Origin of the sequence: Staphylococcus succinus (assembly GCF_029024945.1) — a bacterium.
GTDB classification, from domain to species: Bacteria; Bacillota; Bacilli; order Staphylococcales; family Staphylococcaceae; genus Staphylococcus; species Staphylococcus succinus.
Genome location: NZ_CP118976.1, coordinates 2,614,117 through 2,628,884, shown reverse-complemented (window position 1 = coordinate 2,628,884; position 14,768 = coordinate 2,614,117). Strand labels below are relative to the sequence as shown.

The window sequence follows — 14,768 nt, the reverse complement described above, 5'->3', positions numbered from 1 at the left end:
AACAGTTGATTAAAAAATGATAAAAATTTGACAAAAAATAACCATTTATATAAAATAACCATTTATATAAAATAACCAATAAGTAATCAATATGTTACCAAGATTATACTAAAAAATGGAAGCGCTTTCCAATAGGAGGAATTATAATGGCAGAAGTTTTGAAGAATTATATTAATGGTGAATGGATTGAATCAGATTCGAAGGAAACAATCGATGTTTATAACCCGGCGACAAAAGAGGTTATTGCAAAAGTTCCTGTATCTACAAGAGCAGAATTAGATGATGCAGCGGAAATTGCACATAATGCGTTCCAAGAATGGAAGGAAGTCGCTGTACCTAAACGTGCACGTATATTATTTAAACTTCAACAAATTTTAATCGATAATAAAGAAGAATTAGCAGAAATAATTACTAAAGAAAATGGTAAGAGTATAGGTGAAGCATTAGGAGAAGTACAAAGAGGTATTGAGAATGTTGAATTTGCAGCTGGTACACCATCATTAATGATGGGAGATTCCTTATCAAGCATTGCAACAAACATTGAAGGAACGAGTTATAAATATCCAGTAGGTGTCGTGGGAGGTATTACACCATTTAATTTCCCAATGATGGTACCTTGTTGGATGTTCCCAATGGCTATTTCTTTAGGAAATACATTTGTAATGAAACCTTCTGAAAAAACACCATTACTTGTTAACAAATTAGCTGAATTCGTAGAAGAAGCAGGTTTTCCAAAAGGTGTATTCAACGTAGTACATGGCGCACATGATGTTGTAAATGGCATTGTAGAAAATGAATATATTAAAGCAGTTTCTTTTGTAGGATCTAAACCAGTAGGTGAATATGTATATAAAAAAGCGACTGAAAATCTAAAACGTGCACAATGTCTGACAGGCGCTAAGAATCATACTATCATTTTAAATGATGCAGATATTGATTCAGCTGTTAAGGATGTCATTGGTGCGGCTTTTGGATCAGCAGGAGAACGTTGCATGGCTGCAGCTGTTGTTGCAGTGCAAGAAAATGTTTACGATGAGTTCAAAGAAAAATTAGTGAATGCAGCCAAAGATATTGTTATAGGCAATGGATTGGAAGATAATGTGTTCCTTGGTCCTGTAATTAGAGAAGAAAATAAAGCGCGTACATTAAGTTATGTTGATCAAGGCGTTGAAGAAGGTGCCACACTTGTCCTAGACGGTAGAGAAGGTAACAAAGACGAGGGATACTTTGTAAAACCGACTATATTTGAAGACGTAACTACGGATATGAAGTTATGGCAAGATGAAATCTTTGCACCCGTATTATCACTTGTGAAAGTAACAGACTTAAAAGAAGGTATTGCATTAGCAAACCAATCAGAATTTGCTAACGGTGCATGTTTGTTTACAGATAGCGCTTCATCAATTAGACATTTTAGAGAAAATATTGATGCAGGTATGTTAGGTATCAATTTAGGCGTTCCAGCACCTATGGCTGTCTTTCCATTCTCTGGATGGAAATCATCATTCTTCGGTTCACTACATGCCAATGGTAAAGATAGTATCGATTTTTACACGCATCGTAAAGTTGTGACAGCACGTCATGGAGAACCTCAATATTAAGGAGTGGATATAAATATGGCTCAATTATTGAAAAAACCTGTACAGCATCCTTTAAATGATGCTGTACAAATCATACAAGACTTTAAACCAGAAGACGTTAACTTAAAATATACGGGGATTAAAATTTTAGACATTCAAGCATCAGGTGTTTACGAAGAAATGACTCAAGGATTTGAAATTTGTATTGTTGCGTTGACTGGAAAAATTGATGTATCTGATGGAAAAAATATTTACAAAGATTTAGGAACAAGAGACTCAGTATTTGAAAAAATCCCTACAGATAGTATTTATATTTCAAAGGACCATCATATTCAAATATCAGCAGTTAAAGATGCTAGGATTATTATTTGTTATGCACCGTGTGATGAAGGTAGACCAACAGAACTTATTCCAGCCAGTAGCAACGGTGTTGAAGATAGAGGTAAGTATGCTAACCAACGTCATGTCCACAATATCTTACCAGATACGCACACGGCCAGTGAAAAATTATTGGTTGTCGAAGTTTATACAGATCAAGGTAACTGGTCAAGTTATCCACCACATAAGCACGACGAGGACAACTTGCCGGATGAATCGTTTCTTGAGGAAATTTATTATCATGAAATGAACCCAGAGAAAGGATTTGTGTTCCAACGTGTTTATACGGATGATCTTTCATTAGACGAGACAATGACTGCGCAGAATGGAGATGTTGTCATAGTGCCTAAAGGTTATCATCCAGTAGCTGTACCAGATGGATATAATGGATATTACTTAAATATAATGGCTGGACCTAAAAAAGTATGGAAATTTAACAATCAAAAAGACCATGAATGGATTATTGATAGAAAGTAGGGAGAGGCATGACAACTAAAAAAGATATCGTAGCTATCGGACGTGCTGCAATTGATTTGAATGCTGTAGAAATAAATAGACCAATGGAAGAAACTGAAACATTTCGCAAGTATGTAGGTGGCTCACCAGTCAATATTAGTATTGGAGCTTCTAAATTAGGGTTAAATGTAGGCCTTATAGCAAACGTATCAGACGATCAACATGGACGTTATATTACGAGCTATCTCGATAAACTAGGTGTAGATACTTCACAAATTCATATCGATGAAAATGGCCATAAAACAGGTCTAACATTTACAGAAATTAAAAGTCCTTCAGAATCTAATATTTTAATGTATCGAGAAGAAGCATCAGATTTATACTTGGAACCGGAGCATGTATCAGAAACTTATATTAAAGAAAGTGAATATCTATTAATATCAGGTACTGCATTAGCCCAATCCCCATCAAGAGAAGCTGTGTTAAAGGCATTAGCAATTGCTAATGCGAATGCTGTTAAAGTTGTGTTTGAAATTGACTATAGACCATACACATGGAAGACTTTTGAAGAGACTTCGATTTATTATGAATTGGTCGCGCAACAAGCCGATATTGTTATTGGTACAAGAGATGAATACGATATGATTCAATGTTATCAAGATAAAACCGATCAAGAAATTGGCGAAACATTATTTGAAAATCATCCTGAGCTTGTCGTTATCAAACATGGCGTTCAAGGTTCAAAAGCCTACACTAAAACAGGTGAATATTTTGAAGGGAAAGCATTCAAAGCAAAAGTGATTAAAACATTTGGTGCAGGTGATTCCTATGCAGCCGCGTTTTTATACGCGCTAGTAAAAGGTAAATCTATTGATGAAGCATTGAAATATGGCGCTGCTTCTGCAGCTATTGTCGTAAGTAGCCACAGCTCATCAGAAGCTATGCCAACAAGTGAGACTTTAGAAAACTATATTAGTGAGCATGAGAGTTAAAAATTTTCGATAAAATGTAAGCGATTTCTAAAAGGTGGATGATTTTATGATTCAAAATATACGTTATGGATGTGCACCTATCGCGTGGACGAACGATGATTTACCCGAATTAGGAAGTGCAAACACGTTTGAACAATGTATTAGTGAAATGGCTTTAGCTGGATATGAAGGCACTGAAATTGGTAATAAATATCCTAAAAATCCTTCGGTATTACGTGAATACTTAGAGCCAAGAGGATTGAATGTAGCCAGTGCATGGCTAAGCTTATTTCTAACGACAGAAAAATTTGAAGTGACGGAAGCGGCCTTTATTCAACATAGAGATTTTTTATATGAAGTAGGTGCAAAAGTCATTGTTGTATGTGAACAAGGTAACAGCATTCAAAAGGATTTGCATAAATCTATATTTACAGATAAACCTGATTTCACAAATGACGAATGGCATAAATTACTCGAAGGTTTAGAAAAATTAGGGACACTAGCGAATGAAAAGGATATGACACTTGTTTATCATCCCCACATGGGGACGGGGGTCCAAACAGATATAGAGATACAGAGGTTAATGGATAATACAGATGAAAATAAGGTGTCGTTACTTTATGATACAGGACACTTGGCACTATCTGGTGAAACGGCGATAGATATTTTTAATAAATATAAAAACAGAATTCATCATATCCACTTTAAAGATATTAGGAAGCATATAGCACAAGAGGCAAAGTTACAAAATGATAGCTTTTTAACAAGTATTAAAAAAGGAATATTTACAGTTCCAGGTGATGGCTACATAGATTTTGCACCCATTCTAAAGGCAATAGAAAATGATAACTATCAAGGATGGATTGTAGTGGAAGCCGAACAAGATCCTGAAAAAGCTAATCCATTTATATATGCCAAAAAAGCAAAAGACTATTTAAATAACATTCAACAGAATCGTGAAGAAAAATACATTTCCTAAGAGGGGGAATTTTTTGGAAAATCATATGATTCATTACGCAAAAGATCAAAGTTTTGCCGTGCCACAGATGAATATAAATGGTCTGATATGGATTGAAGGTGTGTTAAGCGCAGCTGAAAAATTAAATGCGCCTATTATTATTGGTACAACAGATAAGAATATTGAATATTTAGGCGGATATGATTTTATCTATCAAACAATTAAAAATAAAATAAAAGCGATGCAGATTACAGTGCCTGTCTCAATTCATCTAGACCATGGACTAACAGTAGAAAATTGTAAAAGCGCTGTAGATGCTGGTTACGATTCGGTCATGTTTGATGGTTCAAAGTTATCAATTGAAGAAAATATCAAACTGACTAAAGAAGTAGTAGATTATGCGCACGCTAAAGGTGTCATAGTTGAAGGGGAAGTCGGTGCAGTTGGTGGTGAGGAAGACGGTTTAATTGGACAAGTGAGATATGCAGATATAGATGACTGTATTGCACTAGTTGAGCAAGCAAATATCGATACACTTGCACCTGCACTAGGTTCTGTACATGGTAAATATCAGGGAGAACCTAATCTAGGATTTGAAGAAATGGAAATTCTAGGTCAGAAAATAGACATCCCACTGGTTCTACATGGAGCATCTGGTATATCAAATTCAGACTTGCAACATGCAATAGAATTAGGTCATGCAAAGATTAATTTCAATACAGAAATTAATATCTCTTGGAGCAATCAATTAAGAGACACTTTAAATGAATCGGAAGAATTATTTAATCCACAGAAAATTTTAAAACCCAGTATTGGAGCTATAGAAAAAACGGCTGAAAGAATTATCAATATATGTGGTGCAAATCAACAAAATAAAGTATTTACTCAAAGATAAATGACTGGAGATGAAATAGTTATGGAATTGAAAATAGGTGTAATTGGTATAGGCGCTATGGGTAGAGATCATGTTGAACGTATAAACGAACGTGTAAATGGAGCAAATGTTACGGCAATTAGTGACATCAATAAAGATGTTGCTACCGCATATGCGAAAGAAATCAATGCAACATTTTTTGAAAATGCAGAAGATTTAATTGCATCAGAAGATGTTGATGCAGTACTTGTTACATCATGGGATCCAACACATGAAGGTTATGTGCTTGAAACGATTAAACATAATAAGCATGTATTTTGTGAAAAGCCCTTAGCGCTTGAGTCATCAGGGTGTACAAATATCGTAAATGCAGAAGTAGAAAAAAATAAACGTTTTGTACAAGTGGGATTTATGCGTAGATATGATAGAGGTTATGAAGAAATTAAGCGCGAATTACAAACGGGATCTCTAGGAGAAACGTTGCTCGTACATTGCACACATAGAAATGAATCTGTTGATGAGAGTTATAATACACCAATGGCAGTTGAAAATACTGCGGTTCATGAAGTAGATGCTTTGAGATGGTTGTTAGAAGAAGATTTTGTCACTGCCGAAGTACGTTTACCTAAAAAACAAACGACACGTACACATCCAGATTTACACGATCCACAATTAATTTTATTAGAAACAGAATCAGGTACTGTGATTGATTTGGAAGTATTTGTAAACTGTCAATTTGGCTATGATATTAATTGTAAAGTAGTGTGTGAGCAAGGTGAAATTGGATTGACGAATCCAACATACTACAGTGTTAAAACAGAGCGAAAAGATTCTACACGTGTCCCAAGTGATTGGAAAGAAAGATTCATTTCAGCTTATGATAGAGAATTACAGCTATGGATAGATGGCGTAAAACAAGATCATATTACAGGACCTTCAGCTTGGGATGGTTACATGGCGTCAGTTACAACAAATGCATGTTCAGAAGCAAGAGATAGCGGTAAAATTGTTGATATTAAATTTGAAAGCAAACCAGAACTCTATAAATAGAATAAGGATGGTTATATGAATTTATCATATGTTACAGATAGTCTCGCACATTTGTCACTTGAGGAAGTACTGCAGAAAATAACACAACAAGATATTTATCATATTGAACTGGCTACTGGAGGGTGGTCTCCAGCACCACATTTGAATATAGAGAACTTATTAAATGATAAGAGAGAATTAAGTGCACTTAAAGATTTATTATCGAAGTATCATGTTCAAGTGGTAGCGTTAAATTGTTCGGGTAATCCGTTAGATCCAGGTGCATTAGGTGATGAGCATAGAAAAATCACTGAACAAACATTTGAGTTAGCAGAACGATTAGGTGTGAAAAAAATTGTGATGATGAGCGGGTTACCACCAGCTTCTCCGAATGATGAGATGCCAAATTGGATTACGACTACAGTGAGTTGGCCGCCCCAATTAAAAGATGCACTTGAATATCAATGGAATGAAGTAGCGATTCCATATTGGAAAAATTTAGTTGGAATTGCAAAAAATCATGGTGTAGAGAAAATAGCATTGGAAAATTTCAGCATGCAATTAGTGTATAATGCTGAAACGTTACTTAAATTAAGAAACGCAGTAGATCCAATCATTGGAATGAATTTAGACCCAAGTCACTTACTTTGGATGGGCGCAGATCCAATACAATGTGCACGTGCATTAGAAGGTGCGATTCATCATGTACACGGTAAAGATGTACACATTGAAAAAGGTTTAGCTGATATTAATACTGTGTTAGAAACTAAAGAAATAGAAGATATTAAAAACCGATCTTGGAATTACGTAGCTGTGGGTTATGGTCAAGATTTACAATGGTGGAAGACCTTTTTCTCAGTAATACGCATGGTAGGTTATGATGATTTTGTGTCGTTAGAAATGGAAGACTTAACAATGTCTGCAGAAGATGGTGTCGATGCATCGATTGCCGCCTTAAAGCAAGTAGTTGTTTGATAGTGTAAAATTAAAATGTTTCAATCATAAATGGATATAAAAGCCATCACTACATTATATAGTGATGGCTTTTGTATTGATTATTATTTAGTGTCGTTATTAATCTGTGCTTGTAATGATTGGGTATTAGATTGCGATATACTAAGCAAGTATTTAGCTTTAGCTAGCGATTGCTTGCTACTGTTATAAGATAGCTCAGTACGTTTAGATAGTACTACGAGCACAACAGAACCGATTAAGGCGATGACTGTAACAATAATAAATGGTGACACCATACTAGTTGGATTTACAAAGAAAATGATGGAAGCGATAAGCGTTGATATTACAGCGATTGCAATTAATATTAAAGTTGCATACATATAACGTGTCGCTTGTTTTAAATCGTTCCTAAACACTTCTTTGTGTTGATTATAGTGAAGATTATTTTTATGTAACTTTAAATCTTCGTTGGCATCAATGGCTTGTGCAAAATCTGAGACTTCTTTATTTTCATCTTGTTTCAATTGATCAATGATGGGTTGATAGCCAAATGTTAGAGCAATTTTTTTTTCTTTCTCCGTACCTTTTGCTAGACGGTTTAATTCGTCTAATTTTTTTTGGTTCATTGTTTCCCACTCCCATATTGTTTATTTAATATGCATTTTAGTTATTAAGTTAGTGTGATATGAATACACTATATTGTTAACAATAGGTTTTCTAAACAGTGTTATTTATCTTTTGGAGTTTCTGCTTTGTGTGAACTTTGAACACTCGTAGGTGTATCTTCGTGACTGTCTTGTGCATTAGCAACATGACTACCAAATAAAGTGGCAGAACCTAATACTGCACATAAGAAAAGGCCACCTAACCAAGTAAAGAATGTTGGCTTTTTGCGTCTTTCATAACGTTTCGCCATATCAGCATCGTCATCTAATAAGTTGCCAACATCAATATTTTGCGGTGAGACAACTTGATTAAAATTTGATTGGTTTGTTTCATTGTTAGCGAAACTCAATGCTTGTTGTTTGATTTCCATCGCACGTGCAGAAATACTTAAGCTCGTTTGGTTACTCTGTTCAAGTTGTTGATTTAAACGGTCTAAATGAGTTCTATTATTTTGTAGTTCCAATTCTTTTGAACGTATAGATTCATTTTTATCAGTGTTTTCACGTTTGGCTTTTTCTAATTCGACTCTTAGATAATTAATTTCATCTGTCATTTGTGAATCTTTTAATTCATAGTCATTTACTTTTTTATCGACTGCTAGTTCTAAGCGTTCGTTGAAGGTTTTTTCGTTGTGAATTAAGTCTTGTTCTAGCTTACTAATTTCACTTCTTAGTTTATCGACATCTTCAGTTCGTTTTTGGATTAAGGTTGCTGCATCTTGATCCATAATATTTTTAAGCTCTGATTTCTTCGTGTCAATTGTTTCTTGATGCTGTTGAATAATATCATCAACGATTTTAGAAATATGCAATTCGTAATTATTTTTCACGTCTGCATTTAATACTTTAATCTGGTTATGATATACGTTATTCGCTTTATCAGTTAGTGATTTTTCATATTCACGAATACGATTATTTAGAAGTGGTCGTTCTTCTCGTTCTATTCTTTCAATCATATCTCGACGGGCTTTATCAGCACGGTCATTTTTATCTGCTTCAAAACTCTTTTCTAACTTTTGAGTGTGCTCTTTAACTTTATTTGGAATAACGCTTAATGCATCATCTAATTTACTTTCTATTTCTTTATAGTATTTATTGTATTTTGAGTCTACAGATTTATAGTTGCGCATTTTATCTGCTTCAATACTTTTGCTCCATAAATCAGTAACGAGTTGATTGAAGATACTATTGATAACATCTTCTCTCTTTTTTTGTAAGACAAATAACTTGTCATTTTTCGCTTGATTGAAATCATCTTGCGTTAATTGTTCAAGTTTTTTATATGTTGGTAGTACTTTTTCATCATAGTCTTTATTATCAACGATACTTCTGAATTCTAACTCTTCATTATCTAAATACACTTTATCTATAAGGGAATTAAGTGTGTTATATAAATTATCTTTTAATAGCTTAATATCGGAAAGGTCTTCGCCATTATTAATTGTTTTAATAGATTTAATATGTTTTTGTTTGTTTGTAAGAGCGGTATTTTGATTAACGTCTTTTTTATCTCTTTCTTGAATCAGCTTAATAATTGCATCTTTAAGTGGTCCTAAAGTATCTAAGGATAAGCCCTTACTCATATCAGAAATACCAAAATCAGGCATGTTTGCTTCTTTTAAAATATTATTATTAATAACTTTTAACTTGAATTGATCTTCTGAAGGTATGTAAACTCTAAGTCCAAAATTACAGTCAAGTCGTTTATTTTCCTTTATATTGAGTAAAGAAGTTAAATCTGTAATGCAATATTCATGATCTTCAAATATCTTGAAAGGTTCTTTCTCATCTTTATGGTCTATTGTTACATCAAAAGACTGTACTATTTTAGAAGAACATAAGATTTGTTTAAAACACTCTACGGCATTACCTTTTGAAAATCCTTCTCTTAGTGCGGGCGCAGCGATTGGTACAATATAAATGTCCGTCTCTCCTGCGAGTACATGGTCCATATCTAAAGAACTAATATCTAAAACGTTATTGCCCATTACATGTCATCCTTCCATTCGGTTATTGTTTAAAATGCTATGAATATACTGTATTGTTTCATATTATATTTAATCGTGTTTTCAGGAAGTAAAATAATAATTAGTTTAATTATTGTTTTTGTGTGTAAATATCTATTTAATAACTGACAATTCCTAATTATCAGATGTTTATAATAACATATTAATACAATATATAATATTAAAAATTAGAAAGAAAACATTTATTTACATTATTAATTTTAAAATTCTAATTCAAAAGTATTTTTTATTAACTTTTAACTGATTTTGAAAAAATAACGCATCAAAAAATATATTAATAGCAATTATATTTTGAAAGAATATAATTTAGAATTGAAATGTAAATTTTTTTACTTTGGGAGACTACAATTACAAACATGATTACATAGTTATTATAGAGGTAGAATTTCAGTGTTTATGGTTTAATATTTAGAAAAATAATGAGCAAAGAGCTTGTATTTATCGATATGTAATATTACACTTAAATCAATATCAATCCTTGTGATTTATTATCATAAATAAAAAATTATTAATCGAATCTTGATACATATAATCAAAGTCATCCAGATCATTTAATTTCAATCCATAAACTAATGACAGCCAAGCTTTATATGTAGTAGCAGTAAGGTCTTGTATAATGCGCATAAATTAGGAGGGATTCAAATGGTTGTTCGTGATAATAAACGTATCAAAGTCAAACGACTCAATGAAACTCGTTCAAGTGGTATCTCTGTTATGATTGAAGAAGGCGGTTTAGGAGCCGATCAATATTATCAAATTGAAAAGCAAAATGCGAAAACATCAGAAGAACACTTACATCAGTTTGAACATGAGTTAACAGAAATGACTAATGTTGGATTAATTGATTTATTGACTGTAAATGCCCAAGAAAGTACGAATAAGGACTATAGTGAAGCTTTAAAAGCAATCCAGTTAGAAGTGTTACATCGCATGGAATCATGAAAATCAATAGCAATTAGACAGAAAGTATCTGTGTTATAAATATTATCCCAAACAATAGGCTGTTACTAAAGTAAACCAAGGACTTTAGTAACAGCTTTTTTAGGTTGTAAAGTTGTTGATTGGGGACATGATTAACATAAGAAAGAAATTAATACAGGTATTAGTCGACTTCAATAATGAGAGCGTGAGCTTTAAATTGATGAATTTATTAAAAGCTATTGCTGATTAATAATAAAAAGAATAAAATATAAATGATATTGATAATCATTTTCAAAATTCGAAGGGGAATATTTATGAAAAAATTTATAGCTTTTATTATTTTAGTAACATTATTATTAGCTTCTTGTAGCCACCAGAGTGAGGCAGAGAAAAGTGAAGATACAAGGAGTTATGAATTAGATAGTGGTAAAAAAATAGACATACCTAAAAAACCTAAACGCATTGCAGTCATAGCAAATACATATGCTGGTGGATTGAAATATTTAGGCGGGAACATTGTGGGCGTGACTAAAGATATTGATAAGAGTAAAGTACTTAAAGATAAATTTAAAAACACCGAGAAATTCAGTGAAAATGATGTAGAAAAGGTTGCAAAGCTCAAACCTGACTTAATTATTGTAGATACTACAGATAAAAATATTAAAAAGTATCAAAAAATAGCATCTACAATCCCCATTGAGTATGGAAAAAAAGATTATTTAGATACACAAATTGAATTAGGGAAAATGATTGGAAAAGAAGAAAAATCGAGACAATGGGTGAAGGAATGGAAAGATCAAACCTCAAAAGATTCTAAAGAAATCAAACAACAAATTGGTGAAAACGCAACGATTTCTATTTTTGATGATTTTAGTAAAACAATTTATGCATTTGGTAAATCTTGGGGGCGCGGAGGTGAAGTGGTTTATCAAGCTTTTAATCTGAAAATGCCCAATGCTTTAGAGAAAGTTGTTAAAAAAGATGGATGGAAAGAATTATCTCAAGAAAAATTACCTCAATACTCGGGAGACTATATTATTACAATGAGTGAGGGGAAATCTAAACCTGAATTTGAAAAGAATAATATTTGGAAAAATATCCCCGCTGTTAAAAATAATCATGTAATCAACGTTAAAGCAGAGACGTATTGGTTTAATGATCCTTACTCTTTAGATTATATAAGAAAAGAAATTAAGTACCATTTAATAAAATAAAGTAATCATAAATAAAAGGCATATCAGTTTTGATAAAACTGATATGCCTTAATTAGATATTGAAAATTAGCCATTAAATTCTAATGGATTAGGTCCGATGCGTTTATTTTGGTTCAAGGCATCGATGCGTGCAATCTGTTCTTCAGTTAATGAAAAATCAAATACATTTATATTTTCTTCTATTCTATGTGGTGTTACAGATTTTGGAATTGTTACGACACCATGTTCAATATTCCATCTAATGACTACTTGTGCAGCTGATTTTCCAACTTCTTCAGCAATAGCATTAATTGTTTCATCAGTTAAAATTTCAGCATTCATCAGTGGAGACCAAGATTCCATGTGAATGTCTGTTGTTGCTAAATAATTTCTTAATGATTCTTGTGTGAAGTAAGGGTGAAATTCAACTTGGTTAATCACTGGTTTAATAGAAGTTTGATTTTTTAACGCTTCTAAATGCTCGATGTTGAAATTACTTACACCAATATTTTTAACTTTACCAGCTTCATATAGTGCTTCCATACCTTTCCAAGTATCGATAGTTAATGCTTCATCTGTACCTGGCCAGTGAATAAGATATAGGTCTAAATAATCAAGGCCTAAGTTATCAATAGAAGTTTGGTAACCTTTGATTACATTGTCTTTACCATATTGATCTAACCAAAGTTTAGAAGTGATAAATAAATCTTCTCTTTGGATACCAGCTTCCGCCATACCTTCTTGAATGCCAAGACCTACCATTTCTTCGTTGCCATAAACCAATGCTGCATCGATACTACGATAACCATTTACGATTGCATGTTTGACTGCATCTTTAGCTGTGTCATCATTTTCGACTCTAAATACGCCTAAACCTAATTGTGGCATTGTGTTGCCATTATAAAATTTGATATTTTGCATAATTACACTCCTTTGTATTAGATAGATGTACGTGCATCTAAATAAATTTTATATTCACTATTGTAAGCATTATAGAAAGGAAATGAAAGTACGCACTTTTAAGTACCTAAGAAAGTATAAATATATTTTTTGTTTTGCATGATAAATATGATCACTCACCAACCGTTATCATAGGAAATAGCAAGTAATCATTAAAAATTTATATAGGTATTTGAGCTTGGGAAGCATAAGTATAATTTAGAAGTTAATTCAAACTAATATGTACATTATATTTAAAAATGATTATACTTAAAAACATGTTTGTTTTTAATACACAAGGAGTAATACGAAATGAATATAATGAGTAGAATATTTCGAAAAGAAGAAGTATCGCGTTATCAAAATAAAGATGCGCATTTAGAACGTACACTACGAGTTAGGGACTTTTTAGCTTTAGGTGTCGGAACCATTGTTTCGACAGCAATTTTTACTTTGCCAGGCGTTGTTGCAGCGGATCATACGGGACCTTCTGTGAGTTTGTCGTTTTTAGTTTCAGCAATTGTTGCCGCACTTGTAGCATTTGTCTATGCTGAAATGGCTTCAGTAATGCCATTTGCAGGATCTGCATATACATGGATTAGCATATTGTTTGGTGAGTTTTTTGGATGGATTGTAGGATGGGCACTTATTGCAGAATATATGATTGCAGTGTCTTTCGTGGCATCAGGATTCTCAGCAAATTTACAAGGATTATTAAAGCCCTTCGATGTTTCGCTACCGAATGCACTGTCGAACTCTTTAGGTACTAATGGTGGCATGATTGATGTGATTGCAGCTATCGTTGTAGTTATTACGGCTTTGTTATTAGCTAGGGGCGCTTCAGAAACAGCACGTGTTCAAAATACTTTAGTAGTATTAAAAGTATTAGCAATTTTTCTCTTTATAATAGTAGGCATAAGTGTCATCAATATTGGGCACTATGTACCATTTATTCCTGAATATAAAGCTACAGCTGCTGGATCATTTGGCGGCTGGCAAGGTATATACGCAGGTAGTTCTGTAATATTTATTGCCTATATTGGATTTGATTCTATTGCTGCTAATTCAGGAGAAGCAATTAATCCACAAAAAACAATGCCATTAGGAATTTTAGGTTCATTGGGTATTGCTGTAGGGTTATTTGTAGCAGTTTCTCTTGTATTAGTAGGTATGTTTGATTATACAGCATATAAAGATAATGCAGAGCCCGTGGGCTGGGCATTACGTACGAGTGGTCATGAAACTGTTGCTGTCATTGTTCAGGCTGTGTCAGTTATTGGTATGTTTACTGCTTTAATTGGTATGATGCTTGCAGGATCACGCTTATTGTATTCATTTGGGCGTGACGGTATTTTACCTTCTTGGTTAGGTAAATTAAACAAGAAGAACTTACCAAACCGTGCTTTATTTATATTGACAATAGTAGCTGTTATAGTAGGTTCTGTATTTCCTTTTGGCTTCTTAGCGCAACTGATTTCTGCAGGTACACTTGTAGCATTTATGTTTGTTACTATTGGTCTATATGCTTTACGTCGTAGAGAAGGTAAAGATTTACCGAAACCGGCTTTTAAATTGCCATTATATCCAGTTATGCCAATAATCATATTTATATGTGTATTTGCAGTGTTTTGGGGATTAAGTGGACAAGCGAAATTCTATACGATGCTCTGGTTCATTATAGGAATCATTTATTATTTGTTTTACATTTTAAAAAGTAGCTTTAAAAAAAGATAAAATAGTATCATTTTAAGCACCTATCACATAGATGGGTGCTTTTTTATAGATTTATTAAGTGGGTAAATGAGTAATATGTTATAGTGGTA

The 14,768-nt window shown here is 33.1% G+C and carries 13 protein-coding genes; 10 read left to right on the top strand and 3 right to left on the bottom strand.

Going from position 1 to position 14,768, the window contains the following annotated elements; genetic code table 11:
- The first annotated feature begins 146 nt into the window (after positions 1-146).
- Genes PYW31_RS12620 through PYW31_RS12590 form a run of 7 tightly spaced genes read left to right on the top strand, consistent with a single transcriptional unit; the run spans position 147 to position 7,221 of the window.
- Complete coding sequence (locus PYW31_RS12620; RefSeq protein WP_046836991.1) at positions 147-1,601, top strand: CoA-acylating methylmalonate-semialdehyde dehydrogenase; 1,455 nt, start codon at positions 147-149, stop codon at positions 1,599-1,601.
- Between the two features lie 15 nt (positions 1,602-1,616).
- Positions 1,617-2,435, top strand: a complete 819-nt coding sequence (gene iolB, locus PYW31_RS12615) for a 5-deoxy-glucuronate isomerase (protein ID WP_046836990.1) — start codon at positions 1,617-1,619, stop codon at positions 2,433-2,435.
- 8 nt (positions 2,436-2,443) lie between these two features.
- Positions 2,444-3,406, top strand: a complete 963-nt coding sequence (gene iolC / locus PYW31_RS12610) for a 5-dehydro-2-deoxygluconokinase (protein ID WP_046836989.1) — start codon at positions 2,444-2,446, stop codon at positions 3,404-3,406.
- Positions 3,407-3,452: 46 nt separating this feature from the next.
- Positions 3,453-4,364, top strand: coding sequence for a myo-inosose-2 dehydratase (iolE, locus tag PYW31_RS12605; RefSeq protein ID WP_046836988.1), 912 nt, complete (start codon positions 3,453-3,455; stop codon positions 4,362-4,364).
- A gap of 13 nt (positions 4,365-4,377) precedes the next feature.
- Positions 4,378-5,238: a ketose-bisphosphate aldolase gene (locus PYW31_RS12600; protein ID WP_235602250.1), complete on the top strand. Its 861-nt coding sequence runs from the start codon at positions 4,378-4,380 to the stop codon at positions 5,236-5,238.
- 21 nt (positions 5,239-5,259) lie between these two features.
- Entirely contained in the window at positions 5,260-6,267 is a 1,008-nt protein-coding gene (locus PYW31_RS12595; protein WP_046836987.1) for a Gfo/Idh/MocA family protein, read from the top strand.
- Positions 6,268-6,282: 15 nt separating this feature from the next.
- The gene (locus PYW31_RS12590; RefSeq protein WP_046836986.1) at positions 6,283-7,221 is read left to right on the top strand and encodes a sugar phosphate isomerase/epimerase family protein; all 939 of its coding nucleotides are present in this window, start codon (positions 6,283-6,285) and stop codon (positions 7,219-7,221) included.
- An 83-nt stretch (positions 7,222-7,304) separates the two neighbouring features.
- Here PYW31_RS12590 and PYW31_RS12585 read toward each other — a convergent pair whose 3' ends face one another.
- Both PYW31_RS12585 and PYW31_RS12580 read right to left on the bottom strand, forming a co-directional pair.
- Positions 7,305-7,826, bottom strand: a complete 522-nt coding sequence (locus PYW31_RS12585) for a hypothetical protein (protein WP_046836985.1) — start codon at positions 7,824-7,826, stop codon at positions 7,305-7,307.
- A gap of 101 nt (positions 7,827-7,927) precedes the next feature.
- Positions 7,928-9,853, bottom strand: a complete 1,926-nt coding sequence (locus PYW31_RS12580; protein ID WP_046836984.1) for a hypothetical protein — start codon at positions 9,851-9,853, stop codon at positions 7,928-7,930.
- 681 nt (positions 9,854-10,534) lie between these two features.
- On the opposite strand from PYW31_RS12580, the gene PYW31_RS12575 reads away from it, so the two are divergent.
- Entirely contained in the window at positions 10,535-10,834 is a 300-nt protein-coding gene (locus PYW31_RS12575; RefSeq protein ID WP_046836983.1) for a hypothetical protein, read from the top strand.
- A gap of 293 nt (positions 10,835-11,127) precedes the next feature.
- Positions 11,128-12,027 carry an ABC transporter substrate-binding protein gene (locus PYW31_RS12570; RefSeq protein ID WP_046836982.1) on the top strand — a complete coding sequence of 300 codons (900 nt, stop codon included), beginning with the start codon at positions 11,128-11,130 and terminating at the stop codon, positions 12,025-12,027.
- Positions 12,028-12,093: 66 nt separating this feature from the next.
- Here PYW31_RS12570 and PYW31_RS12565 read toward each other — a convergent pair whose 3' ends face one another.
- The gene (locus tag PYW31_RS12565; protein ID WP_046836981.1) at positions 12,094-12,927 is read right to left on the bottom strand and encodes an aldo/keto reductase; all 834 of its coding nucleotides are present in this window, start codon (positions 12,925-12,927) and stop codon (positions 12,094-12,096) included.
- Positions 12,928-13,257: 330 nt separating this feature from the next.
- Between PYW31_RS12565 and PYW31_RS12560 the strand changes: the two genes are divergently transcribed.
- Positions 13,258-14,679: an APC family permease gene (locus PYW31_RS12560; RefSeq protein WP_046836980.1), complete on the top strand. Its 1,422-nt coding sequence runs from the start codon at positions 13,258-13,260 to the stop codon at positions 14,677-14,679.
- Positions 14,680-14,768: the final 89 nt, after the last annotated feature.

What these genes read in the sequence shown, in the direction of transcription:
- PYW31_RS12620 (WP_046836991.1), top strand. Translation starts at nt 147, where the DNA reads ATGGCAGAAGTTTTGAAGAATTATATTAATGGTGAATGGATTGAATCA.
- iolB (WP_046836990.1), top strand. Translation starts at nt 1,617, where the DNA reads ATGGCTCAATTATTGAAAAAACCTGTACAGCATCCTTTAAATGATGCT.
- iolC (WP_046836989.1), top strand. Translation starts at nt 2,444, where the DNA reads ATGACAACTAAAAAAGATATCGTAGCTATCGGACGTGCTGCAATTGAT.
- iolE (WP_046836988.1), top strand. Translation starts at nt 3,453, where the DNA reads ATGATTCAAAATATACGTTATGGATGTGCACCTATCGCGTGGACGAAC.
- PYW31_RS12595 (WP_046836987.1), top strand. Translation starts at nt 5,260, where the DNA reads ATGGAATTGAAAATAGGTGTAATTGGTATAGGCGCTATGGGTAGAGAT.
- PYW31_RS12590 (WP_046836986.1), top strand. Translation starts at nt 6,283, where the DNA reads ATGAATTTATCATATGTTACAGATAGTCTCGCACATTTGTCACTTGAG.
- PYW31_RS12585 (WP_046836985.1), bottom strand. Translation starts at nt 7,826, where the DNA reads ATGAACCAAAAAAAATTAGACGAATTAAACCGTCTAGCAAAAGGTACG.
- PYW31_RS12580 (WP_046836984.1), bottom strand. Translation starts at nt 9,853, where the DNA reads ATGGGCAATAACGTTTTAGATATTAGTTCTTTAGATATGGACCATGTA.
- PYW31_RS12575 (WP_046836983.1), top strand. Translation starts at nt 10,535, where the DNA reads ATGGTTGTTCGTGATAATAAACGTATCAAAGTCAAACGACTCAATGAA.
- PYW31_RS12570 (WP_046836982.1), top strand. Translation starts at nt 11,128, where the DNA reads ATGAAAAAATTTATAGCTTTTATTATTTTAGTAACATTATTATTAGCT.
- PYW31_RS12565 (WP_046836981.1), bottom strand. Translation starts at nt 12,927, where the DNA reads ATGCAAAATATCAAATTTTATAATGGCAACACAATGCCACAATTAGGT.
- PYW31_RS12560 (WP_046836980.1), top strand. Translation starts at nt 13,258, where the DNA reads ATGAATATAATGAGTAGAATATTTCGAAAAGAAGAAGTATCGCGTTAT.